Annotated in this window: 17 protein-coding genes and 3 pseudogenes; 12 read left to right on the forward strand and 8 right to left on the reverse strand. The window is 67.5% G+C overall.

Annotated elements, in window-relative coordinates:
- Nucleotides 1–790: 790 nt before the first annotated feature.
- The 7 genes and pseudogenes from ACFYW3_RS36560 to ACFYW3_RS36590 all read left to right on the forward strand — a co-directional run.
- Nucleotides 791–934, forward strand: a pseudogene (locus ACFYW3_RS36560) (LacI family DNA-binding transcriptional regulator); the annotation flags it as partial.
- A gap of 63 nt (nucleotides 935–997) precedes the next feature.
- Nucleotides 998–1801 carry a LacI family DNA-binding transcriptional regulator gene (locus ACFYW3_RS36565; protein WP_389388724.1) on the forward strand — a complete coding sequence of 268 codons (804 nt, stop codon included), beginning with the start codon at nucleotides 998–1000 and terminating at the stop codon, nucleotides 1799–1801.
- Nucleotides 1802–2498: 697 nt separating this feature from the next.
- Complete coding sequence (locus ACFYW3_RS36570) at nucleotides 2499–3560, forward strand: hypothetical protein (RefSeq protein WP_389388664.1); 1062 nt, start codon at nucleotides 2499–2501, stop codon at nucleotides 3558–3560.
- Nucleotides 3557–4228, forward strand: coding sequence for a histidine phosphatase family protein (locus ACFYW3_RS36575; RefSeq protein WP_389388665.1), 672 nt, complete (start codon nucleotides 3557–3559; stop codon nucleotides 4226–4228). Before ACFYW3_RS36570 ends, ACFYW3_RS36575 begins: the two co-directional genes overlap by 4 nt.
- Nucleotides 4225–5031: a glycosyltransferase family 2 protein gene (locus ACFYW3_RS36580; RefSeq protein WP_389388666.1), complete on the forward strand. Its 807-nt coding sequence runs from the start codon at nucleotides 4225–4227 to the stop codon at nucleotides 5029–5031. The genes ACFYW3_RS36575 and ACFYW3_RS36580 overlap by 4 nt, the downstream gene beginning before the upstream one ends.
- A gap of 78 nt (nucleotides 5032–5109) precedes the next feature.
- Nucleotides 5110–6264: a hypothetical protein gene (locus tag ACFYW3_RS36585; RefSeq protein ID WP_389388667.1), complete on the forward strand. Its 1155-nt coding sequence runs from the start codon at nucleotides 5110–5112 to the stop codon at nucleotides 6262–6264.
- Nucleotides 6177–7463 carry an MFS transporter gene (locus tag ACFYW3_RS36590; protein WP_389388668.1) on the forward strand — a complete coding sequence of 429 codons (1287 nt, stop codon included), beginning with the start codon at nucleotides 6177–6179 and terminating at the stop codon, nucleotides 7461–7463. The genes ACFYW3_RS36585 and ACFYW3_RS36590 overlap by 88 nt, the downstream gene beginning before the upstream one ends.
- 195 nt (nucleotides 7464–7658) lie before the next feature.
- Here the strand turns inward: ACFYW3_RS36590 and ACFYW3_RS36595 are convergent, their stop codons facing one another.
- From ACFYW3_RS36595 to ACFYW3_RS36615, 5 genes are all read right to left on the reverse strand, one after another.
- On the reverse strand, nucleotides 7659–7973 hold the full coding sequence (locus tag ACFYW3_RS36595) for a hypothetical protein (RefSeq protein WP_389388669.1): 315 nt from the start codon (nucleotides 7971–7973) through the stop codon (nucleotides 7659–7661).
- A gap of 16 nt (nucleotides 7974–7989) precedes the next feature.
- Nucleotides 7990–9351 (reverse strand): TrpB-like pyridoxal phosphate-dependent enzyme, encoded by a 1362-nt coding sequence (locus tag ACFYW3_RS36600; protein ID WP_389388670.1) that lies wholly within the window; start codon nucleotides 9349–9351, stop codon nucleotides 7990–7992.
- A gap of 3 nt (nucleotides 9352–9354) precedes the next feature.
- Nucleotides 9355–9675 carry an acyl carrier protein gene (locus ACFYW3_RS36605; RefSeq protein WP_389388671.1) on the reverse strand — a complete coding sequence of 107 codons (321 nt, stop codon included), beginning with the start codon at nucleotides 9673–9675 and terminating at the stop codon, nucleotides 9355–9357.
- Between the two features lie 47 nt (nucleotides 9676–9722).
- Entirely contained in the window at nucleotides 9723–11093 is a 1371-nt protein-coding gene (locus ACFYW3_RS36610; protein ID WP_389388672.1) for an FAD-binding oxidoreductase, read from the reverse strand.
- Nucleotides 11094–11189: 96 nt separating this feature from the next.
- Nucleotides 11190–11651, reverse strand: a complete 462-nt coding sequence (locus ACFYW3_RS36615; RefSeq protein ID WP_389388673.1) for a hypothetical protein — start codon at nucleotides 11649–11651, stop codon at nucleotides 11190–11192.
- A 518-nt stretch (nucleotides 11652–12169) separates the two neighbouring features.
- On the opposite strand from ACFYW3_RS36615, the gene ACFYW3_RS36620 reads away from it, so the two are divergent.
- From ACFYW3_RS36620 to ACFYW3_RS36630, 3 genes are read left to right on the forward strand one after another with little or no spacing between them, the layout of a single operon-like run.
- Nucleotides 12170–13330 (forward strand): acyl-CoA dehydrogenase family protein, encoded by a 1161-nt coding sequence (locus ACFYW3_RS36620; protein ID WP_389388674.1) that lies wholly within the window; start codon nucleotides 12170–12172, stop codon nucleotides 13328–13330.
- 10 nt (nucleotides 13331–13340) lie between these two features.
- Complete coding sequence (locus tag ACFYW3_RS36625) at nucleotides 13341–14912, forward strand: amino acid adenylation domain-containing protein (RefSeq protein ID WP_389388675.1); 1572 nt, start codon at nucleotides 13341–13343, stop codon at nucleotides 14910–14912.
- A gap of 22 nt (nucleotides 14913–14934) precedes the next feature.
- Nucleotides 14935–15732, forward strand: coding sequence for an alpha/beta hydrolase (locus ACFYW3_RS36630; RefSeq protein WP_389388676.1), 798 nt, complete (start codon nucleotides 14935–14937; stop codon nucleotides 15730–15732).
- A 48-nt stretch (nucleotides 15733–15780) separates the two neighbouring features.
- Here the strand turns inward: ACFYW3_RS36630 and asnB are convergent, their stop codons facing one another.
- A complete protein-coding gene (gene asnB / locus ACFYW3_RS36635) occupies nucleotides 15781–17607 on the reverse strand; it encodes an asparagine synthase (glutamine-hydrolyzing) (RefSeq protein ID WP_389388677.1) in 1827 nt (608 codons plus the stop codon).
- Between the two features lie 135 nt (nucleotides 17608–17742).
- Nucleotides 17743–18663 carry a transcriptional regulator gene (locus ACFYW3_RS36640; protein WP_389388678.1) on the reverse strand — a complete coding sequence of 307 codons (921 nt, stop codon included), beginning with the start codon at nucleotides 18661–18663 and terminating at the stop codon, nucleotides 17743–17745.
- Nucleotides 18664–19082: 419 nt separating this feature from the next.
- Here ACFYW3_RS36640 and ACFYW3_RS36645 point away from each other — a divergent pair.
- Together ACFYW3_RS36645 and ACFYW3_RS36650 are read left to right on the forward strand one after the other, a co-directional pair.
- Nucleotides 19083–20489 (forward strand): annotated as a pseudogene (locus ACFYW3_RS36645) (IS1380 family transposase).
- 287 nt (nucleotides 20490–20776) lie between these two features.
- Nucleotides 20777–21522: pseudogene (locus ACFYW3_RS36650) on the forward strand (transposase family protein).
- A gap of 7 nt (nucleotides 21523–21529) precedes the next feature.
- On the opposite strand, the gene ACFYW3_RS36655 reads toward ACFYW3_RS36650, so the two are convergent.
- Nucleotides 21530–25321 carry an SDR family NAD(P)-dependent oxidoreductase gene (locus ACFYW3_RS36655; protein ID WP_389388679.1) on the reverse strand — a complete coding sequence of 1264 codons (3792 nt, stop codon included), beginning with the start codon at nucleotides 25319–25321 and terminating at the stop codon, nucleotides 21530–21532.
- Between the last annotated feature and the right edge of the window lie 73 nt (nucleotides 25322–25394).

Here is a 25394-nt window from a genome sequence, read left to right on the forward strand (position 1 = left end):
ACAACTCCCACAAGCCGTCCGGCACCATCCGCTGCACAAGCCCAGTCGTCACCACACCAGACTGCCGCAAGATCACACCAAACGAAATGGCGTCTTAAGGCACATCGAAGCTCCGGTGGTTCGAGGCGACTTGGAGGTCACCCCGTTCAACCGGAGCTTCGTTGCGTTCGTGACGGGCCAGTCCCGACCCCTTCCACAGCCGCGACCTGCGGAGTCAAGCGCTCGCGGGGACTTTGAAACGCCCCTGCTATCTACACGGCATTGCGGCTAGCCCGGGGTGGTCCTTCGTGGACGGCTCCCCCGGGATCGTCGTCAGACAGCAGACGCACCTTCACAACCTGCGTCTCGGTGAGGCACCCTTCTCCATGATCGCGGTCGACCGTTGGCCGAAGTGAGCACGACTGTGCGGTCAAAAGCGGGCGACTGGACGAGACGGCCTCCGACCATCCGTCGGTGCCCAAGGGTTGGCTGGATGTCCGGTTCAGAAGCGCCGTCGAGACCGGTCGATCGACGGATACGGTACGGGCGTCGACACGTGTCGCGTGATCCGCAACTCACGTGAGGACTCGCCGGACTCCAGATGTTGTTCTTGACGAGACACTTGGACCGCTCCTAGTGTCGATACCAATCAGATGATCTGGGCAACTCGCGCCTGTGCGGTAGTCGAGAACTAAGTGCGACGTCGACCGGCTCGGACGCACTTGCGGCGGGCGGTGACGTGAGGCGCCGTTGGCATTCCGACCAAGGTACGCGGCGGACCCCGGGCACAGCCCGAAGGGGGAACTTCTTCGTGACTAGCCGCCGGCCGACACTCGAAGTCGTTGCAGCACACGCCGGCGTCGGGCGAGGGACGGCCTCACGCGTCATAAATGGATCCAGACACGTCAGCCCAGCGTCGCGCGAGGCAGTACTCCGCGCCATCGAGGAACTCGGATATACACCGAACCAGGCGGCTCGCGCACTGGTACGCCAGCGCACCGACACAGTCGCGTTCGTCGTGGTCGTGGAGGAGGAACGGGGTTTCTGGGAGGAGCCGTTCTTCGCTCCCATCGTACGTGGCGCTACCGCAGGCCTTGCTGCCTCCGGAATTCAGCTGATACTAGCCCTCGCTCAGTCCCGGCGGGACCATGAACAACTCACCAACTACCTGACGGCACGTCATGTCGATGGCGTCCTGCTCTGCTCGCTGCGTAGTGATGACCCGCTGCCGCGGCAACTCGAAGCGTGCGGCATGCCCGTCGCCATGGTGGGCGCGCCAACCGGTTACACCCCAAGCTACGGGGTCGATCTCGACAACAGCAACGGTGCCCGAAGTGCCGCCCTCCACCTTCTCGCGCGAGGACGGCGACGACTAGCCACTATCACCGGGCCCCTAGACATCCAGGCTGGCGTCGACCGCTACACAGGGTTCCGCAGGGCCCTCACCGAGGCGGGAGCGACTCCCGGAGGGACAAAGCACGGCGACTTCACCCGTGGTTCTGGCATCGCCGCGATGCAAGCCCTGCTTGCCGACGACCCTGAGCTGGACGCGGTATTCGCGGCCAATGACAGCATGGCGATCGGCGCATTGCAGGTCCTGCGCGAGTCCGGGCGCCGCGTCCCCGACGATGTCGCGGTCATCGGCTTCGACGACTCTCCCCTCGCCATTGAAGCCGATCCGCCGCTCACCTCGGTCCATCAGCCGCTAGAGGAGATGGGCCACGCAATCGCACGCCTCATGGTCGCCCTGCTCAACCAAGAGACAGTCCTGGAACCCAAGGTAATCTTTCAACCCCGCCTCGTCATACGCCAGTCCTGCTAAATTCGACATACGTTGCGACAAGAGCCTGACGCACGGCTGGCAGGCGCCGCCACCGCGTCCCGGTCTTCGCCTGGTGGGCTGCCGGTTGTCCGGACAGGAACTGGTGGGATCTGCGCGACAGATCGATCGAGGACGGGCAGACAAGCATGTGAAGCGCCCGGCGGGCATAGGTGATCTCGGTCGAGAACCCGCTGACCAGGAGCCATCGTTGCGTAGCTATGTCCAACGAGCGTTCAACGCCGTCAGTAGTCAGAGGCTCAGTGAGTCGCTTTCCAGCCAAAGTTGCAGCCGCCGGGGCCGGCCCTGTGACGACCTCCGCGACCACCATCCCGAGTTCGCACCGTGACAGGGATAGTTGTTGCCTGCAGAGATCTGCAGGTCAGCGCAAGCCTGCCGGGTCGGAGACACCGACCGAACACCGCACAGAACGTTCACTGCACCATCTCCCGACTCCGGGATATCCACGGATTCAAACGACTCTCGTAAGAGTAACTCTGGTCAACCACGCGCCTGTTGCACCTTGACAAGCGGGTGACGTCAAGTGTTCGATCCTGTTGGCGGGGTGATCAAGGTGAATAGCTAGTCGCGCAGACCACTTCCAACCCACGCCACCTCGTTCTGCAGCATTCTCACATCCCAGAACCTGCGGGACAGCTCGTCAGTGAACGCATACAGAAGTGACACGTTGGAGGCGACAGTGACTGCATTTCTCTACCATTTCCATGGCATTGGCGGTTTCGATTTTTCCTCCATGTCCCCGGATGACGTTAAGAGCATCCAGAGCCTTGCAGGGCAGCGCGATCTTGAAATCCTGCCCACCGTCTATCTGCGCCGTGAAAACCTCTCACGACTGCGCGACACTATGCAGGCCTTCTCCGAGCTCTCGCAGGCAGGGGATGTTCCGAACATCGCAGGGTTCGGCATTGAAGGGCCGTTGCTCGGCCCAGATGGAGGTATTCCTCGGCGTGGAAAGTGGTATCCGACCGCCGACGAATGGGCTCAGCTGGCGGAACTCGGCTCCTTCGGCCTGAAGTATGTGGTCATGGCACCGGATGCGATGGACCTTGACGATCCGGTCGGCGACGGACTGACTTTTTCCGAACTGCTCTGTCGTTTCTATGACAATGGAGTGAGAATCGGCGTCGGCCACTATCACCGGGACAATCCCCACCGCAGCGCCCTCAGGCTCGAGCACGTACTCGATCACCTCCATCTCCACTACGAGTCGTCACCCTTCCTTGTGCTCACCGATCACCTCTACAACGACATGCCGAGAAACTTCGTCCATGCCTGGCGCTCCAAGGCAGCGATGGGGCGTCGTGTTGACGAACTGGCCCAGGTGATGGCTCCTCGCTGGACGCGGGAGACGCTGCCCGACTTGCTGGGCCCCGTGCCGGCGGCCATGCTCAACGCTGCCCTCGACGGTCGGCTCATGCCCTGCCTAAACTTTGACGGCCGCCACGTCGACCTCGCGATCTGCCGACGCACAATCGACTACCTCGGCGCCGACCGGCTCATCGCGTTGACCGACCACATCGAGGTCGACACGATGGCTGGAGAGCCTCTCACCCAGGACGCGCACTCGGGACTCCGACTCCGCGACGACGGCGCAGTAGCCGCCGGCTCGTCCGGATACACGACGCAGCGCGCCAACATGTTATCGATCGGTCTCAACGACCATCAGGTGCAGCAACTCTTCTACCGAAACCCGAAGGCCGCCATCGAGTTCCGGCCCGCACGTCAGGCTTCGTCCGTGTGAGCGCTCTTTACGAGGGCGGGGCATTGAATACCCGGTTCATTTTCTTGAGGCACGGGCAAACCGACGACAACACCGTGCTCCGGATCTCCACGGAACCCCCCGGCCCCTCCCTGAACCCTGTTGGACGTGAGCAGGCACGGCTGGCCGGCGAGCGGCTTGTTTCGGCTGTCGGGGTGAGGGCGGTCTATTCGAGTCCGCTTGGGCGGGCCGTCGAGACCGCCGATATCGTCGCCTCGATCGCCGGGTGCGATGTACGGATAGTCGAGGAACTAGCGGAGTGCCGGGCCGGAAGTGCCGAGGGACGACTGCATCAGGAGATTGACTCCCAGATTCGACGGACCTGGGAGCGGTGGCTTCAGGGCAATCTGGACCACCCGTTCTCACCAAGCGGCGAAACAGCCCGGGCAGCGGCGGCTCGGATCACAACTCTGCTAGGCCGCTTGAGCCAGTTCGACCCGAGCGACAATGCGTTCGTCCTCGTCGGCCACGGGACGCTCTTCCGGATCGCACTACTCGCCGTTTGTCCGAACCTCACCCCCGAGTTCGTTCAGCCACGCTGGCTCGAGAACGGAGGGTACGTCGAGGTGTCCATGAGCGATGGTGTCGGCCGTTGCTTGTCGTGGCAGGGAGAGTCTCCGCCGCATACAGCGAGAGCAGAGTGGGGATGACCCGGACTCCGCCAAAGACGCACTCAGAAAACCATAGTCCGGAGCCACTGCAGATCTCGCTCATCACCGCGGCCCACCCCCAACGCCTGGATCACCTCCCCGACACGTCTCGCAGCATCGAGGAGGTACGCCGACGGCTAAACCGGACGGGTACCGCCGTGGAATGGATCGTCGTGGTCGACGGGCCTGGTGCGGATCAAGGGCTCGTTTCCCAGGTGAAGGCAGACCGGGTCCACCAGCTACCGATTGCACAGGGCGTCTCAGCGGCCCGCAACCACGGCCTGGCGATGAGCCGAGGCGAGTGGGTCTTCCCGGTCGACGCAGACGACATGCTCGATGCTAACGGCTTCGAATCTCTTGCTACGCAGGCGTTCGATAAGGACATCGTGTGGGTCGCGACTAATCGTCTTTGGCTCGACGACCGTTCACACACGCCCCGCTGGATTAACGACATACGTCGCTGGAGGCAGTTTGAGCTGGAGGAGGAGTGGACATCGCCTTTTCCGTTTCACCCCAACAACATGATGGTTCGGCGGAACGCAGCACTGGCCCACTTCGGCTGGCCCGGCCTGGGCGTGAACGAGGACGTCGGCTATTGCCTGCTGGCGTCTGCGGTAGGCGCCGGACTGAGCCTACCGATCTCGACGCTGCTCTACAGGAGGTGGGAAGGCCAGACGATCCGCACAAAGGGCTACCACGAAGCGAAGGTGCACGCGTTCCAGACGATGGAGGCTGTCATCAACGCACGCCGCTTGCAGGCAGGACTCCCTCCGATCAAGGCGCCAAGCCCGAGCCCTCTCTGACCACTTATCAAGATCCCCTGTACAACCAATGCGAGGTGCGCCTTGCACGCTGACTCAATCACCATCTCGGCTGCAGTCATGACGCATCCAGCGCGAGCAGATGTCGCCGCCACACTGCGCGAAAACCATCCTGAACTCGATCTGCGTATCGTCATGGATCCTGAGCCCGACCAGCCACCCTGGGTCGTGAGGACCTTCCGCGAAGGCTGGCAGGCTGCAGACCGTAGCGCGTCGCATCACTTGTTGCTCCAGGACGATGTGCTCCTATGCGAGGACTTCGCTCTTCACCTGAACCACGCGGTGCGTTCGATGCCGCATGCGGCGATTAGCTTGTTTGCGGACTGGAGTGCGCGCAACTCTGCAATGGTGAGACTCGCCGCCCTGACTGGGGCCTCATGGGCTCCCGTTATCGGACGGTTCGCGCCGACACAAGGCATGGTATTACCCTCGGACGTGGCCGCGTCCTTGGTGGAATACCTGTCCAACGGCGGTGCTATTCCAGGGGAACCAGAGGACATCACAGTGCTCCGGTTCTTCAAATCGCGCGGCATTCAGTCAGTTATCGCGGTTCCTAATATCGTCGAGCACCGCGACATTCCAAGCATCGCCGGCAACACGGATCTTGGCCTGCGGCTGTCCGCATGCTTTTCGAATCCTCTGTCGGCAGATCACGAGTGGAACTCAGAAGTCCTTAACACCTCTGTGGTGCCCTACCTACGATGGGACACAGGAGAAGCCTGCTGTCTCGTGGAGAGCGAAACTGGGAAGCCGTGGGACTTCGTCAAATCGCGCCCATGGCTGACGCAGCACGGCATGACGGCTGAGGTTTTGCTCGCTCCAGTATTGCGCGACCGGCAGGTGTCGCGCCTGCTGAGCTGCATGAGCACTGACATTGAGCCGCGCTTTCTGGAGGAGATCGCGTTGGTTGGCGTCCTGACCGCCCTGGTGGCCAAGGACCTGGGACACTGTTCCAGGGCTCGGGTCAGCCCCCAGCCGAAGGAATGGGCACCTATCGCAGGCCAGGCACTGGACAGCCTTGCACCCGGCATGCTCCGAAGCTTCCTCGACATGTCGGTCATCGACGAACACCGTAGTTCCTTGAATTTGCTCACTCGGCGAAGCTCAGCGCTGGGCTCCCAGACCACATGGCCGAGATCTGCTCTAGGCACAGCCTCGAAGACGCCAGGGCAGCCGCCTGCAGAGGCTGCCCAGTCCCCCAGGGGACCCCATTGATACGGCCTCTGAGTAGCCGTCAGCGCGCGGACTCCACCGGTCGCCTCAGCCTGACGGCTTGCTTTCTATTCACCGGCATCTCCGTAGCGGTCTGGAGTTCCCGCATACCCGACGTCCAGCATCACGTTCAGGCTCGGCCCGTCGAGTTCGGGTTCGCACTGCTCGCGGGGGCGGTGGGGGCACTAGTCGCCATGCAACTGTCGGGGCGCCTGCTGACTCGCCTCCCGACAAGTCTGTTCTTGAGAGGCGCCAGCCTGGCCGTCGCGGCCACCTTGCTCGGGCCTGCACTGGCCGACAGTGCCTTCTTTCTGGCAGCTGCGCTGTTCCTCCAAGGCCTGGCGCACGGATGTATGGCCGTCGCGATGAACACCTCCGCTGTCGGCGTCGAACGGGCGCTGGGACGCCCCGTCATGTCCTCGTTCCACTCTGCCTTTAGCATCGGCAGCCTCGCAGGTGCTCTGGTAGGAGCGGGTTCAATACAAGTTGGCATTGAGCCGTTGACGCTCTTCGCGGTAGTGACCATCGCTCAGTTGATCGTTCTTGCCGCGATGTGGCGAGACATGCCGCCCGACTTGGCGGAACGCATCGAGACGGCGGAAGATGCGGATGCTCGTGCCAGCCCTCAGCAAAACCGAGAGGCCAGGAACCGTCTGGCGCTGCTCGGCCTCCTCGCGGTCGCGGCTATGATGTGTGAGGGATCGGTGAGCGACTGGTGCGGGATCTACCTGCGCGACCAGATCGGCGGCAGTCCCCAACAAGTTCCATTGGCCTTCGCCGCCTACGCTGTGGCCATGGCCGTAGGGCGTCTTATGGGTGACTCGGCCACAGTGCGGTGGGGCAGCCATCAGCTTCTGCGCTACTCAGCCGTCGTCTCCACAGCGGGCCTCGCGCTTACGGTTGTCGCCTCTGCACCGTGGCTCGGCATCGCCGGTTTTACCCTATTCGGTCTGGGCCAGGCTTGCGTAATGCCCCAGCTAATTTCGTTGGCCGGAAAGTCGGAGGGCGTAAACACAGGGCGCGCCGTCGCAAGAGTGGTCGGCCTCAGCCAGATTGGCTTCTTGATTGGACCGATGGTCATGGGGGCCATCGCGCAAGGCATGTCCCTGCGAATCGCATTCGGGCTCATGGCGCTGCTCTGCGCATTCACCGCGGTGGCTCGTGTGCCTGAGCCAAGTGCGCCAAAGAGTTCGGCCAACTGACTAGTCGCTTCACGCTACGGTCAGAAATCTTTGGACGTCCCTGGGAGGCCGCAACCCCCTTCTCGACGTGATACTGCGGATGGCCTGTACCGCGACCGCATTCTCCCTCCACAACCGCGTAACGCTGATCCGGTGCCGGCCCCGACACGTCCGTCAAGTACAAGGAGACGGCACAGCACGGACTCGCGGTGAACATCATCGAGTGCTGAGCGGACCGGCGGGGATGTCCCGGGGTATCCGGACCTTCCCGCGGTCATGGGTCTCGCGCACCGCGCAGGTGGCGGCCACCACTGCGGAGCGGGCGGAGTCGAGGGCCACGCGGGCGGCGTCGAGGTCCGGGTCCTCGGCCAGCAGCTTCGAGACGTCGACGACACAGTCGAGCAGATGTGCGGCGACGCGCCCGAGCCGGTCGGCCTGCATGCCCTCCCCATCGAGCAGCTCGCGGGCCCGGGACAGCAGGCCCAGCATCTCCCGCAACGGCGGTCGCGGATTGGCTTGTGACACGTTCACAGTCGTCCCCCGACTCCTATGGCAGGCTCCTGAGAGATGCCTGGATCTCCTCGTCGCTGGGCTCGGAGTCGACCATCTCGCCGGAGAGAAAATGCTCGTAGGCCCCGAGGTCCAGCAGGCCGTGGCCGCTCATACCGAAGAGGATGACGCGCCCGCGCCGCTGCCGCCGGGCCTGGAGGGCCTCCTGTATGGCGTGTGCGACCGCGTGCGCGGACTCTGGTGCCGGGACGATCCCCTCGGCCTTGGCGAAGGTGCGGCCGGCCTCGAAGACCCGGGTCTGTGCGTAGGCCGCCGCCTCGACCAGCTTGTTGTCGTACATCGCGCTGACGATTGGGGCGGCGCCGTGGTAGCGCAGCCCGCCCGCATGGATGTGATAGGCGGCGAACTTATGCCCCAGGGTGTACATCTTCATCCGCGGCGTCACGCCCGAGTAGTCGGTGTAGTCCAGCGCGTACGTGCCCCTGGTCATCTTGGGGCAGGCCTCGGGCTCGACCGCGACGAAGCGGAGATCGGCGTTATGGGTCTGTGCCTCCCGGTAGAACGGGAAGGTGATACCGGCGAAGTTGCTTCCCGCGCCCATCGCGGCGATCACGACGTCCGGGAACTCGCCCGCCCGCCGCATCTGCAGCACAGCCTCCTCGCCGATGACCGTCTGGTGGAGCAGGACGTGGTTCTCACCGCTGCCGATGGAGAAGCGCGCGGTGGGCCGGGTGGCGGCGTACTCGATGGCCTCGGCGTTGGCGATGCCCAGGCTGCCCGGCGCATTGGGGTTCTCACGCAGCGCCGCCTGGCCCACTTCGGTAAGCGTGCTCGGGCTCTTGATGACCCGGGCCCCGTTGAGCCGCATGAGGGTGCCGCGATAGGGCTTCTGTTCGTAACTGCACCGCACCATGAAGACTGTGCACTCCATGCCGTACGGGTGGCAGGCCATGGCCAGGGCGGTGCCCCACTGTCCCGCTCCGGTTCCTGTCACCATCTCTGCGACACCGGCTCGGCTGTAGTAGTACGCTTGCGGCAGTGCAGTGTTGATCTTGTGGCTACCCGACGGGCTGGTCCCCTCGAACTTGTAGTAAATGTGCGCGGGGGTGTCGAGCGCCTTCTCCAGCCGGGTGGCCCGGTACAAGGGCGTGGGCCGCCAGCGCTGGTACTCGGTGCGGACCGGCCCGGGGATCTCCACGTACCGCCCGCTGCCGGTGCCCTGCCGGTACAAGGAGAGCGGAAGCTGGGGCCGGAGGGTACGCGCTTCCTGCGCGCCGGTGCCCCGGGCCAGGGGTGGCCCGGGCGCGGGGACCTCGAAGGGCAGGTCGGCCAGGACGTTGTACCAATGGTGGGGCACGTCGTCCTTGTCGAGGGGGAATGCATCACCGGTCGCCGGCATGCCTCAGCCTCCCAGACCGTCGTTCGTGCGTCCGCCGGCCGCCATTGCGCTCCGGCTTCCCCCCGCCACGTCCACCACCAGGCCGACCAGGCTGCCGACGGTGTCGAGGTTGGCATTCATGACGTCCTCGTCGTCGATTTCGAAGCCGAACTCGCCCTCGAAGGTCACGAGCAGGTGCAGGAGCGTCATCGAGTCCATCTTCAGGGTCGACGAGTACAGCGAGAGATCGTCGGCAAGTTCATCCGGGCCGATACCCAGGTCGAGGACGTCGATGATGACGCGCTTCACCCTCGTCGGCCATTCGTCACTGCTTGTCTGTCCCATCGGACCTTCCTCGTTCCCGGTCTTGCGCCGTGTGGATGCCTGCGCCCTCACAGGACCTTGCCCGGATTCATGATTCCGAGCGGGTCCAGGGCGTTCTTGATCGTCCGGTGGACGTCCGCCGCGTCGTCACCTAGTTCGTCGCGCAGCCAGCGCCTCTTCAGCGTCCCGATGCCGTGTTCTCCGGTAAGCGTGCCGCCCAGGCGCAGAGCGGTGCGGAACATGTCGTCCGCGGCGGCCCAGACGCGCGGGGGTATCGCCCGTTCACCGCGGTCGAACACCAGGGTGGGGTGGAGATTGGCATCGCCCGCGTGGGCCACCGTCCCAATGAGGACGTCGTGCCGGGCGGCGATGCGGCGTATCTCCGCCAGCATTTCGCCCAGCCGAGAACGCGGTACGACGAAGTCTTCGACCATTGTCCTGCCCATCTGTTCCAGCGCCCCCAGGGCCTGTCTGCGGACGTCGAGCAGCCGCTCGGACTCCTCCTCGTCGGTCGTGACCGTCACTACCGCGTTCAGCGTCCCGCATAGCCGACCCATCCGCGCCGCCGCGCCGCTCGCGTCCGCACCGTCGAACTCGGCGAGCAGCAGAGCCTTCCCTTCGCCGGGCAGATCGAGCGGCTGCCATGCACGCACCGCCCGCAGTGTGACCTCGTCAATCAATTCAAGGAAGCTCGGCAGCAGGCCGGCACGGGCCAACTCCAGGCACGCCCGTGACGCCGCGGCAGCGTCCGGGAAGCAGGCGGCCACCGTCGCACGCGGGTCAGCGGCCTTCGACCGCAGCCGGAGCGTCGCGCCGGTGATGACCCCGAGGGTGCCCTCCGATCCCACGAAGAGGCCCGTGAGGTCGTAGCCGCTCACTCCTTTGGCCGTCCTGTGACCCGTCGTGACAACTCTTCCATCGGCCAGGACAACTTCGAGCCCGAGTACGGACTCGCGGGTGACGCCGTACTTGTAGCAGCGAAACCCGCCCGCGTTCGTGGCCAGGTTCCCGCCCAGCGTCGAGCGCGACGCACTGCCGGGGTCGACGGGGTACATCAGCCCTCGCTCGTCCGCGGCCCGGGCGAGGTCTGCGGTGATCACGCCCGGTTCGACGACGGCCAGCCGGTCGTCGACGGACAACTCCCGCACGGCCGTCATGCGTTCCAGCGAGAGCACCACGGCCCCGTCCCCGGCCAGCGCCCCGCCGGCCAGGCCGGTGCCCGCCCCCCGCGGCACGACGGGCACGCGGTGCCGGGCCGCCCAGCGCACCGTTTCGACGACGTCCGCGGTGCTGCGCGCGTACACCGAACACAGGGGCCACCCGGACGGCGTCAGGTACGCCTCGTCCGTGCGCTGTGCCGCCAACACATCGTGCTCCGTGCTGAGCTCGCCGTCGATCAGACGGTCCGCCAGTTCCGCCACCGGTGCCTTGTCACCCACTCACGTGTCCCTTCATTCACGTCGTCCCCCGGCTCGTCGCCACGCTCGGCTTCGCCGTGCTCCGCGGATTCCAGGCGGCGGCGACGGACCAGGGCCTCACGGTTTGAGCGATGCTTCGATCGCCATGCGGATCAGCGGCATGGACCTCGCCAGTTGTTCGGTGTCGATGGTCTTCGCCAGGTCCTTGTGGCCCTTCTCGGTGAGCAGCGCGGGCAGGTCCAGCAGGCGCCGCTCCGTCCAGTCAAGCGGGTCCGTGGACAGCTCCTCATCGAAGGCGCGCGGGCCGACGTCGCCGTCCTGGAAGTCGGGGTGGTGGTGGAAGCGCTGCTCCGACACCTCGGAGTCGATGCGATGCGACAGGTCGACGCGCCAGATGCCGCCGTCGCCGACGGGAAGGACGCGGTGTCCCTCAGCTCCGTCACGGTTGTGGCTCCCCTCGTACGATTCCGCCCGGCGCACATCGATCCTGGCACCGGCGTCCACCTCCTCGTACCGCTCCACCCAGTACTGCACGGTGATGGCCACCTGGCCGTTGATGAAGGCGTAGATCGTGCTCATGCCGTCCTTTCCCTGGTGAGAGTCCGGCCGTTCGCCGGGGCGTCGCGTGCCGGTGAAAGGCCGGAGCCCGGCGCGGTCGGCAGGATGTTCCTTCTCTTGCGGAGGAACGGGGAACATAGTGGCTCCTCGGCTGTGGGCAGGGACCGAGGAGAACGAGGGACCGCCGAGGCACCGCCAGGGCGCAAGAGCCTCCCGTGAGGCGTCCTCCGGGATCGCCTCATGACCACCCAACGTTGTCTCATGGACGTCCGTGAGGCAACGCCTCCCCCCAAACGGCGCGAACGCCATGGACGCTTTTCCCCCGGTGGCCGGTGTTCGACTGGCCCCCGGACAGCAGTTGAACGGTCCACCCGGCCGTCGGCGCTCGCTTTGCCCTTGTGGGTCCGGCTGCCTACGCTGCGGTGACCCCGCCGTCACCTCCCGGCGGCACGCCACCGGCTCTCGCACGGCGCGTGCCCCCGCATCTCCACTAGGCGACTCACCGTACTCATCCTCCGCGTCGGGGCGAATGGAGAATCATGACGTCCGAGTGGAATGACAGCCATGCCAAGCTCTTCGAAGACCTGCGGAAACTGGGTGCCGAACTCCGGGAGGGCATCACCGGGCGCGACCGGTCGGGGACCTTCGACCACGAGGGCTGGAAGCGCTACGCGGAGCTAGGAGTGCACGGCCTGCTGGTGCCCTCTGCGTATGGAGGCAGCGGGTACGATCCGCCGCGGTACGCGCACATCATGGAGGAGCTGGGCTTTAATTGCCACGACAACGGGCTCCTCATGGCGCTGGGAGCGCACATGCTCGCGGTGGAGCTGCCGATAGTGGAGTTCGGTGACGAGGAGCAGCGCGCGGCGTATCTGCCGGCCCTGGCTTCGGGCTGGACGATCGGTGCGCACGCGATGACGGAGCCGGGTACGGGTTCGGACGCGCTGGCGCTGACCGCGACCGCCCGGCGCGACGGCGACCACTACGTCCTTGACGGACACAAGCGATACATCACCAACGCACCGGTCGCCGACCTCTTCCTCGTCTACGCCACGATCGACCGGAGTCTCGGGTTCACCGGCGTCACCGCGTTCCTCGTCGAGCGGGGCGACACAGGGATCACGGTGACGCTGGGCAGCGAGAAGCTGGGGCTGCGGACCGCCTCCTGGGGGGACGTCGTCCTGGACGGCTGCCGTGTCCCGGCGTCCCGTCGGCTCGGCGCCGAAAAGCAGGGTGCTGCCGTCTTCGCCCGGACGATGGCGTTCGAGCGGGCCCTCATCCTCGCTCCCTGGCTCGGCGTTATGCGGCGCGAACTGGTGGAGTGCGTCCGGTACTGCCGTCGGCGGCGGCAGTTCGGCAAACACATCGGCCACTACCAGTCCGTGTCCAACCGGCTGGTCGACATGCGGATGCGGTGGGAACTCGCGCGGCTGATCACCCGGTCCGCCGCGGCGGAACTCGCCGGGTCCGACCCGGGGATCCAGCCCGAGCTGAGCAAGCTGTACACGAGCGAGGCCGCGGTTGAAATGTTCACCAGCGCTCTTCAGATCTACGGCGCGCTGGGTTACACCGACGACAGGAGCGCCGAGCGAAACCTCCGGGATGCCCTCGGCATGACCCTGTCCTCGGGCGCCTCGGACATGCAACGCGCGGTCGTCGCCGCGCGCATGGGGCTCACCTGGCCGGACCGAGAGAACTGACAGGAGCCGCATGCGCACGCTCACCGACTATCTGGACGCCGCCGCGGTCCGCCGGCCCAACGCTCCGGCCATCGAGTTCCAGGGCGAGACCCTGACCTATGCCGAACTGCACGCGCGCAGCACTGCGCTGGCCGGGACCCTGCTCCGGCGGGGCATCGGCGCTGGCGACCGCGTCGGGCTCTGGCTGCGCAAGTCGCCCGAGTCGATCGTGGGCCTGTACGGCATCCTCCGGACGGGGGCGGCCTACGTCCCGATCGATCCCGGCGCGCCGCTGGACCGGGCCGCGAAGATCATCGACGACTGCCGCCTGGCCGGTGTCATCACCCAGGACGAGCACGTCCCCTGGTTGCTGGAGCGGGCGCCAGCCCACTCGCCGGACCGCCCGGTCGTCGCCGTCGGCGGTACGCGGGGTGCCCCGGCCGACCCACGGGTCGTCGCCTGGTCCGACGCCGTGGCCGGGACTTCGGCGGTGCCGCTGGCCGGACTTGGCGCGGACCCGTCGGCCCCCGCGTACATCCTCTACACCTCGGGTTCCAAGGGCGACCCCAAGGGCGTGATGCTGTCCCACGCCAACGCCATGGTCTTCGTCGAGTGGGTGGTGGCCGAGTTCCGCATCACCGCGCACGACCGCGTGTCCAGCCATGCGCCGCTGCACTTCGACCTGTCCGTGCTGGACGTGTTCGCGACCTGTCTGGCCGGAGCGTGCGTTGTGCTGCTCCCCGAAAGCCAGCTCGGGCTGGGCGGGGTGCTCAGCCGGGTCGTCGTCGAGCGGAAGGTGACGGTCTGGTACTCGGTACCCAACGCGCTGAACCGCATGCTGACGGCCCGTAACAGCGTCCTGCTCGACGCGTCCGCGCTGCGCGTCGTCCTGTTCGCGGGGGAGGTGTTCCCCCTGGGTGCGCTGCGTCGGCTGCGTGAACTCCTCCCGCACGCCGACCTGTACAACCTGTACGGCCCCACAGAGACGAATGTGTGCACATTCCACCGGGTGCGTGACGGCGATGTGGCGCCGGGACGGACGGAACCCGTTCCCATTGGGCGCCCCTGTCCCTATACGACGACGTTCGTCGTCGACGAGTCCGGTGAGCTGCTGCGCGAGGAGCCGGGTGTCACCGGGGAACTCTGCGTCGCCGGCCCGTCCGTGATGCTCGGCTACTGGCGGGACGCTCCCCTCACGGCCGGGAAGCTCCTGACGGCCGTACGGGAGGACGGCACATCCTTGGAGGCGTACCGGACCGGGGACACGGTCCGGATCGAAGCGGGGGGCGAGTACGCCTTCCTGGGCCGCAACGACGACATGGTCAAGATCCGTGGCCACCGCGTGGAGCTGGGCGAGGTCGAGTCTGCCCTCGCCGAGGCGGTGCGCGAGGTGGTGTGCGTCACGGTGGGCGACACCTCCGGGGAGCGGCACATCGAGGCGTACGTGGTGCCGTTCTCCGCCGGGTGCGAGGTGTCGGAGCTGCGGCGGCACTGCCTGGACGTCCTTCCCCGCTACATGGTTCCCAAGCATTTCCACCTGGTGGCCGCGCTGCCCCGGACGCGGTCGGGGAAGCTCGACCGGCACGCCGTGCTCGGCCTCTGACGACGAGAGCGGGATACGCGTGATGCGAGTTGTGACCGAGACCTGGTGGAGCGAGGCCCTCGGGAGGCAGAAGTCCGTCAGCGTAGTGCTGCCGCCCGGCTACACGGCGACCGGCAGGCCGTTCCCGGTCCTATATCTGCTGCACAGCTACGGCGGCAACCGGAACACCTGGCTCATCTGCCCCAGTCTGGCCGACTGCGCCGCCGCCCACCGGATGATCCTGGTCCTACCGGAATCGGGACGATACTGGCTCATCAACGACGTGGGCGGGCGGCGCTACGAGGACTACTTCGTCCATGAGGTGGTCGGTCAGGTCGAGAAGCGGTACAACACCGTGGCGTCCCGTGCGGGGCGCGCCGTGGCCGGCTTCTCGATGGGGGGAGCCACCGCCCTGTTCCAGACGTTGCGCCACCCGGACGTGTTCGCGGTGGCGGGCAGCCACGGCGGCGCCTTCGAGGCGCCGCTGCGCGAGGGCGACCCCTACGCCCCACACCGTGCGGACCCGCGGCTGATGATGCCGACGGTGAAGGATCACGAACGGATCTGGGGCCCGGTGGGCAGCGCGGTCCGACGGGCCTACGACCCGTACCGGCTCCTCGCCGGCCTGAACGCCACGGCGTCGCCGCGGTTCTGTCTCGACGTCGGCGAGGACGACTACGCGCGCATGATCGCGATGAACCGGAACATGCGCGACGCCCTGACCGCCCACCGGATCTCCCACGAGTACCGGGAACGCCCCGGCGGTCATGACTGGGCCTTCGTCGACGCGGGCCTGCCCCGGCTCTTCGGCTTCGTACGGGAGAACCTGGGCACCGCCTGAAGCACGCGAGATGGCCCCGGGCACGTGCCCGGGGCCATCTCGCGTGCTTCAGGCGGTGATGCGGACGCCGTACAGCTCCAGCCAGCGGTTGAGCTGGAGTAGGTAGGACAGACCGATGGCCGGTGTCACCGCGGTGATCGGGCCCGGCAGACGGTCCAGTTCCGACGTGACCGCCGTACGGACCTTCGTCCGGTCCAGAAGGTCGAACACGGGCGCGTTCGGTTCTGCCACCAAGTCCAGGACCAGGGTCCGCAGCCGCTCCACATAGTCAGTGTCCCGGCTGGCCGGGTAGGCGCTCTTCGGCCGCTCCACGACTTCGCGGGGCAGCAGGTCGGCGCAGGCCCGGCGGAGGAGGGCCTTCTCGCTCCCGCCGTGAGCCTTCAGCGCCAGCGGTACGTTGAACAGGTACTCAGCCAGCCGGTGGTCGGCGAAGGGCACCCGCACCTCCAGGCCGACCGCCATGCTCATCCGGTCCTTGCGGTCGAGCAGGGCGTTCAGCCAGCGGTGTAGTCCCAGGTGGAAGACCTCTCGTTCACGGCGACGGGCACCGTCCTCGCCCGGCAGCGACGGCACCTCCTCCAACGCCTCGCGGTAACGCTCTGCCTCGTAGCGCGCGGGCTCGATCTCGGCGCGCACGTCGTCCCGGAGCAGCAGGGCCGGCTGACGCTTTCCGTACATCCACGGGAAGGACGTGTGTCCGACGTAGCCGCCATCGATCTGCCAGGTGTACCCGCCGAACATCTCGTCGGCGGCCTCACCGGACAGTGCGACGGTGCACTGTTCCTGGACCCGGTGGAACAGGTGGTACATGGAGGTGTCCAGGTCTCCCCAGCCCGGCAGGTCCCGGGCGTGCAGTCCGCTGTCGATGCCATCGACGAGGTCGTCGGCGCTGACGTCGGCCACGAAGCGTTTGATCCCGAGGTGCTCGGCGACCAGTTTGGCGAAGGGTTCGTCGGTGCTGGGCCGCCAAGTGTCACTCCCCGGGTACGCGGAGGTCCCGACGTTTACCGAAAAGCTCGCCAGTTCCGCGTCGAGTTCCCGGACCGCCAAGGCGGTGATGGCGCTGGAGTCGATCCCGCCGGAGAGCAGCGTTCCCACGGGGACGTCGGCGACGACCTGCCGCTGGACCGCGTCGTGCAGCAGCGAGCGCACCTCGGCCGCGGTGGTGGCGAAGTCGTCCGTGTGCGGCCGCGCTTCGAGCTGCCAGTACCGGTGCTCCCGGCGACCGGACGGACCGGCGATGACCACGCATCCCGGGCGCACCTCGCGCATCGTGCGGTAGACGCCGTGGCCCGGTGTCCTGGCCCGGGGCAGCACGAGGAGTTCGGCGATGCCCTCGCGGTCCACCTCGGCCGTCATGCCGGGATGGGCGAGCAGCGCCTTCGGCTCGGAGCCGAAGACGATCCCGGCCCCCACGGGGGCGTAATAGAGCGGCTTGATGCCGAGGCGGTCCCGGACCAGGAGGAGTTCCCTGGTGCGCCCGTCCCAGAGGGCGAACGCGTACATGCCGTTCAGCCGGTGGACGAAATCCGCGCCCCAGTGCAGATAGGCGGCGAGGAGCACCTCGGTGTCCGAGCGCGTCGAGAAGTGCGCCCCGTGCGCGCGCAGTTCCGCCCTCAGCTCACGAAAGTTGTATATCTCCCCGCTGAAGGTGACCACGACCTGCCCGCCCCGGCCGGCGCGCACCATGGGCTGCAGTCCGCCCTCGATGTCGATGACGGCGAGCCGTCGGTGCCCCAAGGCGGCATGGTCCGACAGCCAGACGCCCTGCGCGTCCGGGCCGCGTGGGGCCATGGTCTCCGTCATGGCCGCGATGACATCCTCGCGGTGCGCGAGTATCTGGTTCCAGTCGATCCATCCAGCGATCCCACACATAGCCTTTTCCATTTCACAGAGAGCGATCGAGAGAAAGGGCATTTCCCGAAGGAGAGGAAATTCCCGTGAGGTCAGGAAATCGGGACTCGAAGAACCGTCGGTAACAATGTCGCCCGTCCAGGCCGGCCAACGCCGTCAGCCGGCGCTCGCGCGTGGCAGCCCCGCCCTGGTCTGTGGGGTGCCTTTCAGCTCCTCGCCGAATGTCTGCAGCACCTGGGCATATCCGCAACTGAGTTCGGCCATGATCGTCCGACAGTGCGGCGGGAGGCTATGCAGCACCTCCTCCTGCTCGCGCAGTGCGACGCGCACGGCGTCGAACATCCGCAGCAGCGAACGGCCCGTGTCGCTGAACCGGAGGGACGGGTCCCTTCTGAGCCGATCGAAGATCGAACTGAGATCAGGGTCCGCCGCACGTTCCTTCCCGAGAGAGCGGCCTTTGCCCGAGGCCTCCGCGAGGACGTTCTCGCGCACCTTTTCGGACAGGGCGCCCGGGGGCACGGGTAGGTGACCGCGGTCCAGGCGATTGCGCACATCGGCGACGGTCGCGGGCGAAATGCCGGCGGCCCTCGCGATCTGTCGCAGCGACGCCACTGGATTATCGCGGATCAGTTCCGCGGCACGCTGCCGCCCCTGCGCACTGTCCACCGGCCGGGATCGGCCATCCCTGCCCACCCTGCGGGTGGGCTGAGAAGCCCCGGGGGGGAGCTCGCCGCGCATCGCGGCCACCCGCCGGGGCGAGAGCCCGGTCAGTGAGGCGACCATGCGGTCGCTCCACTCCGGGTGTGTGGTGAAGACCCGCCGGGCGGCCGCCACACGGTCCTCCTGGGACAGTGGCAGACCGTGCTTGGTGTTCGCAAACACCGAGAGCAGGAACACGTCCGCCTCGCTGCCGTGAAAGAAGCGGACATCGATGTCAGCGCTGCCACGAACAACCGCCGCGCGCACCCGGTGCACGCCGTCGATGACCTTGCGCGAAGGTTGGTGAACCCAGATCGGAGGGAGATCCTCACCTGCTTCGGCCATCAATTGTATGTGCTCGAAATCCTCGCCCTGCAACCGGGGTGAGTCCGTGATGACAAGGGAGTCGACCGGTACCGAGCATACTGCGGAATTTCTGAGCAGTTCTTGTTGCCTAGCAAGAGAACTTACCGGGCCACTATTGGCACCTAACCCCTGATAGTGCGGCTCTGTCACGTAGGCCCCCTGTCATCCGCTTTGGACACCGAAGCAACTTCTCGATCACGTGCCCCACCAGTTTCCGCGCTGCGTCACGTGTCAGCAAGGGCTAGGCGACCAGATCGTTTTGTCCGCGCCGAGATGGCCGGTTCGCATCCTATGGGCCCCGATAAGGATGTAGGCGCTTAGCCTCGCGGTTTCACTTCGTGTGGGGCCCGGAATCTGAGCGGGAACGCGAAAGTGCCTTCTGAACTGGGACGATGAACCTTGTCGAGGGGTGAGAGGAAGGCACTTTCTGCGTGCAGGCTATCGGTTCGCGTCCCCGGCTCGTCATATCCGCCGATGGAACGGGGGTGGTCGGGCACGCTGGGGCACGGTTGCTTTCGGACCTCGCCGATGCCACCGGGTTGACCACCGCGTACTCCGCCGCGCTATGGCCACTTCGGCCGCGCGGGACCGGACACGATCCGGGCCGCGTCGCCACTGACCTTGCGGTGATGCTCGCCGACGGCGGCTAGGCGATCGCGGACCTGTCCGTGCTACGGGACCAGGGCGAGGTGTTCGGCCCGGTGGCCTCCACGCCCACGGCCTGGCGCCTGCTGGCCGCGGTTGACGGGAACGTGCTCGACCGACTGCGCTCGGCCCGTGCTTCAGCGCGGGAGATCGCTTGGCTGCAGGCCGCCGAGCACGGCGAGGGCATCCCTGCCGTGAAGGCCAGCGGACGCGAACTGCCCGGCCTGGTCTTGGACATCGATGCCACGCTGGTGACCTGCCACTCGGAGAAGGAACAGGCCGCACCCACCTACAAGGGTGGCTTCGGCTACCACCCGCTGTTGTGCTTCCTGGCCAATACCGGCGAGGCCTTGGCGGGGCGGCTGCGACCCGGCAACGCCGGAGCCAACACCGCCGCCGATCACATCGCGGTCCTCGGCCATGCCCTCGCGCAGATCCCCGACGCCCACCGGTATGGCACCGACATCCTCGTTCGCGCCGACAGCGCGGGCAGCGCAAAAGCCTTCCTCGCCCACCTGCGGACGTTGCGCGAGCACGGCCCGGACCTGCGGTTTTCAGTCGGATGCGCGGTTACCGAGCCGGTCCGCCGCGCTATCCGGGCCCTGCCCGACGGCCTCTGGCATCCCGCCCTGGACCAGGACGGCACCCTGCGCGAGTCCGCCGAGGTCGCGGAGCTGACCGGCATGGTCGACCTGAACGGCTACCCGGCCGGCCCCCGCATCATCGTGCGACGCGAGTGTCCGCACCCCGGCGCCCAACTGTCGCTGTTCGACCAGGACGAGGGCCTGCGGCATCAGGTGTTCCTCACCGACACCCCGTTCGCGGGCGGCGGCTCCGCGCAGTTTCTGGAGGTCCGCCACCGCGGACACGCCACCGTCGAGGACCACATCCGGTGCGGCAAGACCACCGGCTTCGGCCGCTTCCCCTCCCGCCGCTTCGAAGCCAACGCGGCCTGGCTGAAACTTTCCCTGACCGCGATCGACCTGCTCGCCTGGACCCGCGTCCTGCTGTTGGAAGGTGAGCTGGCCACCGCCGAACCCAAGAAGCTCCGCTACCGGCTGCTGCACGTCGCCGCCCGCCTCACTCGCGGCGGCCGCCGTCTGCGCTTGCGGATCTCAGCGACCTGGCCCTGGAGCAACGAGCTGGCCACGGCCTTTCACCGCCTCGCCGCACTGCCCCGCCCGGCCAACTGACAGCTACCCATTCTGCCCGCCCACACCCGAAGGACCCCGGAGAACCCGACCACCGCGCCGGGCACTCGCCATGCCCACCGACCGACACCGCCTCGAACAGCCACACTCAACCGCCCAGCAACCCCAACCGAAACGGCGAGGTTAGTGAGCCTCTTTATCCTGTCTCGCCAGGGCGAAATGGGCTGGTCAGCGGGTGTGGTGACGGGGCAGGGCCCCTCGTCGTTGGCGTGGTGATCTCACTCATCACACCGGCGACCTGAGGGGCCCTGTTGGTTCCGTATCCTGCCATGCTCGACGTCCCGCACGAGCTCGTCGAGCATGTCTCCTGGCTGCTGTATGAGCACCGTCGGGTCCGCAACACCCGTTGGCGCAAGCTCGGTTGCTTAAAACAGGTGCCGCTCACGCTGGTCCACCTGCGTAAGAACGAGACGTTCGCCCAGTTCGGGCCGGTTTCGGGATATCTCAGGCCACCGCCTGGCGATACGTCGACGAGACACTCGATGTCCTGGCCTCCTGGGCGCCCGGCCTGCACGAAGCCCTCACCGGCCTCGGCGAGGGCGGCCAGGTCATTGTCGACGGCACCCTCATCTCCACCGACCGGATCCGCGCAGACCAGCCGTACTACTCGCAGAAACACCGCATGCACGGCATGAACGTGCAGGTCATCGCCCGGCCCGACGGGACACCGCTCTGGTTCTCCCGCGCGACACCCGGCCGCACTCACGACCTGACGTCAGCCCGCGCGCACGGCACCGTCCAGGCGTGCCTGACCCGGCAGATCCTCGTCCTCGCCGACCGCGCCTACCAGGGTGCCGGCGCCACCTTCCGCACGCCGTACTACTACCACTGCGAACAGCGCGAGCACTACCAGCAGTTCAACCGCGCACACGCCCGACTCAGGGCTCCCGGCGAACGCGCCTTCGCGCAACTGAAGTCCTGGCGACTGCTCCGGCGAGCCAGATGCTCCACCCGCGGCATCGGGACCATCATCCAAGCCGTCCACCCGCTACTGACCCGCGACTATTCAGGATGAAAGAGGCTCAGTAACAAGTGGTCGTTTTATCCTCCGTCGTATCACGGCCATGGCCGGTTCCCGGCCCGCGCAGCCGTTCGACCTCCCTTGCCAGTTCCTCGACCGTCGGGTGGTCGTAGAGGTGCTGCACCGTGAGCTGGACGTCGAAGGCGACGCTTAGCCGGCCTACCAGGCGCATCGCGGTCAGTGAGTTCCCGCCCTGGTCGAAGAAGTGATCGGCCCGGTCCAGCGTGGCCGACCGCAGGGTCGCCCGCCAGATCTCGGCGACCGCCTGCTCGGCCTCGCCGAACGGTTCCCGGCCCGCGTCGTCTCCAGAGTCCGCCAACGGCTTCACCCGTACGGCCACGCCTGGGCCCACGGCGGAGACGACTGCCCGGCGGACTCGGTCGTTCGGCGCCTGACCGCGGTAGGCCACGGTCACTTGCAACGGGCCGAGGAAGGCTGGGTGGAGCTCCCGCGCGACGTGCTCGTTGCGGTCGTCCAGTCCGATGAGGACGTGCTCGGCTGGGTCGGCAAGCGCGGTACGGAAGAGCTGCACCCCGAGCCTCGGGTCGATGACCCGGTAGCCGTGCCGCCGCAGGGCCTCCAGCCCAGCGCCCCCGTCCCCCTCCGTGGTCCACCTGCTCCAGGACTGGCACTGGACGGGCCTGCCCAGGCGCCGCCAGTACGCGGCGAACGCCGGCAGGTAGCCGCTCGCCGAAGAGTACGCGCCGAAGGCCGTGCCGCCGAAGTGGCCGTTGACGGAGGAGAACAGGATCAGAAGCGCGTCGGGCCGGTCCCGCAGTACTTCGGCGATGACCAAGGTCCCGGTGACCTTAGCGTGGAACATCCGCCTGAACTCCGCTGGCTCCTCCGTGGTGAGCAGATGCGAGCCCAGGTCCTGCCAGTAGTGCCCGAAGCCGGCACCCGCCAGGTGCACCAGGCCGTCGAGCCGCTGCCCGAATCGTTGCTCGGCCCCGGTGACCACGGCCCGCATCGCCGCCAGGTCGGTCACGTCCGCCCGGGAGTAGACCACGTCGCCGAGGGCGGCCAGTTCGGCGAGAGACCCGGCCCGGTCACCCGTCGGAGCGGAACGGCCAGTCAGGACCAGTCGTACGCCGTGTTCAGCGATCAGGAACCGGGCCAGCCGTACGCCTATTCCGCCGAGACCTCCCGTCAGCAGATACAGGCCGCCGGCGCGGATACGGTGCGCAGGGTCCGATGGCACGTCGAGCAGCGGCGCGAGCCGGGGCACCAGCCGACGCCCGTCCCGCCGGGCCACCACGTCGTCCGTGCTCCTGTCACTGAGTTCGGCCAGCACGGACGCAGCCGGATCGGGGTCGTCCGGACTCAGGTCGAGCTGGCAAGCCCACGACTCGCCGGCCTCGACGTTCGCCGTGCGCACCAGGCCGGTGACGGTGGCCCGGGCGGGTTCCACCGGGTCGCCCGGTGTGGCGAGGGCACCTACGGTGACAGCGCACAGCGCGGGCCGCTCGGAACCGAGCGCCTTGATCAGGCTGTGCAGAGACCTCGCGGACACGTCGTGGCCACCGGAGTCCGTGCGGGGAGCGGCGTCGGCCCCCCAGGCGTGCACGACGGCACCGACCGTGCCGTGCTCCCGGCGGACCGCGGCCAACAGGGCTGCGCAGTGGGCCGGGTCGAGGGGATCGATCCGGTACGTCCCGGAGTCGTCCAGGGCGAAGGCGGCACCGGAGGCGACCGGGACGACCGGGCCCCCGTCCGGGCGGGCCGCGCGCAACCGTGCGGCGAGGCCGTCCGCGCCGAACACCAGCCAGACCCCGCCAGGGCGCCTCCGCCCCGGGGCGGAGGCCGCCGGTGCCCAGGTGGTGGTATGGAGCCACGACGCCGGCTCGTCGTCGCCGTGGTCCTGGCGGACGGCGGGCAGCTCGGCCAGCGCGTCGTCGAAGGCGCCGGCCTGGTAGTTCGCGAGCAGCCTCTTGCGCTCGATCTTCCCTGCCGACGACTTGAGGAACGCCGCTCGCGACACCGGGACGACGGTACGGGGCAGCAGGCCGACCTCCTTCGCCAGCCGGGCACGGATGCGGGAGACGGCTTCGCCGCGCTCCCAGGCCGTCTCACCGGTCAGCACGCAGAGCACGACCAGTTCGTCCGTTCCGGTGTCCGGCTCGTACTCGCTGCAGGCGGCCGCGAACGTCGGCAGCACACCGTCGACCCGCTCGACGACAGACTCGATCTCGTGGCAGGAGTAATTGGCGCTGCGTACGACTACGACTTCCTTCTCCCGCCCGGTGATGACCAGTCGTCCCTGGTGGACGAAGGCGAGATCGCCGGTGATGAACCAGCCATCGGCGGTGAACGACTCCCGGTTGGCCTCGGGGTTGTTGTGGTAGCCGACCATCTGGGTCACCCCCCGCACCTGCAAGTGGCCGATGCGGTCCTCGGGGACGACACGGCCGGCGTCGTCGACGATCCGCAGCGACGTCCCCGGGGCGGGCACGCCCACTTCGGCGTAGGTGGGGTGCCCGAGCGCGGGTCCGTCGAGCGGTACGAGAGGGCCACCCAAGGTCCGGGCGTCTATGGTCAGGACGCCGGTCGGCTCGCGGTCGGCCCGCAGGGTGGAGTGCACCATGCCACCGCACACCTCCGACATCCCCCACGCGGGCCGCATCACATCACCGGCGAGGCCGTGCGGCGCGAGCATCCTCAGGAACTCCTGGGTGGTGTGGCCGACGATGGCCTCGCCGCCGTTGGTGATGTCGCGCAGGCTGGACAGGTCCCAGCTCCGCCCGTAGATCTCGGCGGCCAAGTTGGTCATCAGGGTGATGACGAAGTTGGGGGCCGAGCTGTTGGTGACCCGGTACCGCTCGATCCAGTCCAGCCAGCGCAGCGGATCGGCGATGAAACTGTCGGTGCGCGCGTTGACGTGGTCCCACTCCATGATGACGTCGCGTACGTTGTGCATCACCATGCCGGCGACGTGGTCCAGGGGCATGAAGTTGAGGGTCACTTCTTCGGGGCCGAAGCCGTTGGCGGCGACGTTGACGTACGCGCGGGTGACGACGGTGCGGTGTGTGTGGCGGACGCACTTCGGGACTCCGGTGCTCCCCGAGGTGAGCAGATGGACGGCGGGATCGTCCGGTTGTACGCGGCGCGGCTCGCCCGGTTCCGCGACCCGCAGATCCTCCACCGCGAGGACTCGCAGAGCCGTCGTGTCCCATAGGGTGCGTAACCCGGCCACCTGGCTGGCCAGAGCGGCGTCGGTGAGCACGGGTGCCCGGTCGAGCAGTTCCCAGGCGCCGCGCAGCCTGCGGGTCACGGCGGTGTCCCAGCGGTAGGTCGGCGCCACCCCGATCGGGGTAGGCAAGAAGCCACCCAGCACACAGGCCCAGAACCCGGTGACGAAGTTGCGGTTGTCGTCGCAGTGCAGCAGCACCGAGTCACCCACGGCCAGCCCGCTCGCGCGTAGCCCGGTCAGCACCCGGGCGGCGTCGGCCAGCAGCCGACGGTAGTTCTGCCGGTCCTCGCTGCCATCGCCAAGGATGAACGTGGTGCCGCGCTCACCGCCGGCCGCCCGAGTCAGCGCGTCGACGAGGGTGGTGGTCGCGGCTGGCGGGGGCTCCCAGGGGCCGCCGTCCAGGTGCGCGGGCGGGCGACCGGGGGCCTCCTCGGGCGCGGCTCGGCCCGGCGCGCCCGCACGGGCGGGGACCGGCCTCGGCCGGGGGCCGGGGCGTCTGGCGACGGTGACCGACAGCTCAGTGACCCCCGGCACCGCGCGCGCTGCGGCCTCCGACTGTGCGGCGATGTCCGCGAAGGACCGCGGTTCTGGCCCGGTGGGCATGACGTTCTCCTGTCCCAATCGCACTTCTCACTGCACTTCTGCGCGGCCGATGGCTCCGCGGGGGCCGTTCCCC

It is taken from the genome of Streptomyces sp. NPDC002602 (assembly GCF_042889445.1).
GTDB lineage: Bacteria > Actinomycetota > Actinomycetes > Streptomycetales > Streptomycetaceae > Streptomyces.

Excerpts from the sequence above, each read along its gene's own strand:
- ACFYW3_RS36615 (WP_389388673.1), bottom strand. The coding sequence starts at position 11,651 with ATGAGCACGATCTACGCCTTCATCAACGGCCAGGTGGCCATCACCGTG.
- ACFYW3_RS36625 (WP_389388675.1), top strand. The coding sequence starts at position 13,341 with ATGCGCACGCTCACCGACTATCTGGACGCCGCCGCGGTCCGCCGGCCC.
- ACFYW3_RS36600 (WP_389388670.1), bottom strand. The coding sequence starts at position 9,351 with ATGCCGGCGACCGGTGATGCATTCCCCCTCGACAAGGACGACGTGCCC.
- ACFYW3_RS36655 (WP_389388679.1), bottom strand. The coding sequence starts at position 25,321 with ATGCCCACCGGGCCAGAACCGCGGTCCTTCGCGGACATCGCCGCACAG.
- ACFYW3_RS36580 (WP_389388666.1), top strand. The coding sequence starts at position 4,225 with ATGACCCGGACTCCGCCAAAGACGCACTCAGAAAACCATAGTCCGGAG.
- ACFYW3_RS36585 (WP_389388667.1), top strand. The coding sequence starts at position 5,110 with ATGACGCATCCAGCGCGAGCAGATGTCGCCGCCACACTGCGCGAAAAC.
- asnB (WP_389388677.1), bottom strand. The coding sequence starts at position 17,607 with ATGTGTGGGATCGCTGGATGGATCGACTGGAACCAGATACTCGCGCAC.
- ACFYW3_RS36630 (WP_389388676.1), top strand. The coding sequence starts at position 14,935 with ATGCGAGTTGTGACCGAGACCTGGTGGAGCGAGGCCCTCGGGAGGCAG.
- ACFYW3_RS36605 (WP_389388671.1), bottom strand. The coding sequence starts at position 9,675 with ATGGGACAGACAAGCAGTGACGAATGGCCGACGAGGGTGAAGCGCGTC.
- ACFYW3_RS36590 (WP_389388668.1), top strand. The coding sequence starts at position 6,177 with ATGGCCGAGATCTGCTCTAGGCACAGCCTCGAAGACGCCAGGGCAGCC.
- ACFYW3_RS36620 (WP_389388674.1), top strand. The coding sequence starts at position 12,170 with ATGACGTCCGAGTGGAATGACAGCCATGCCAAGCTCTTCGAAGACCTG.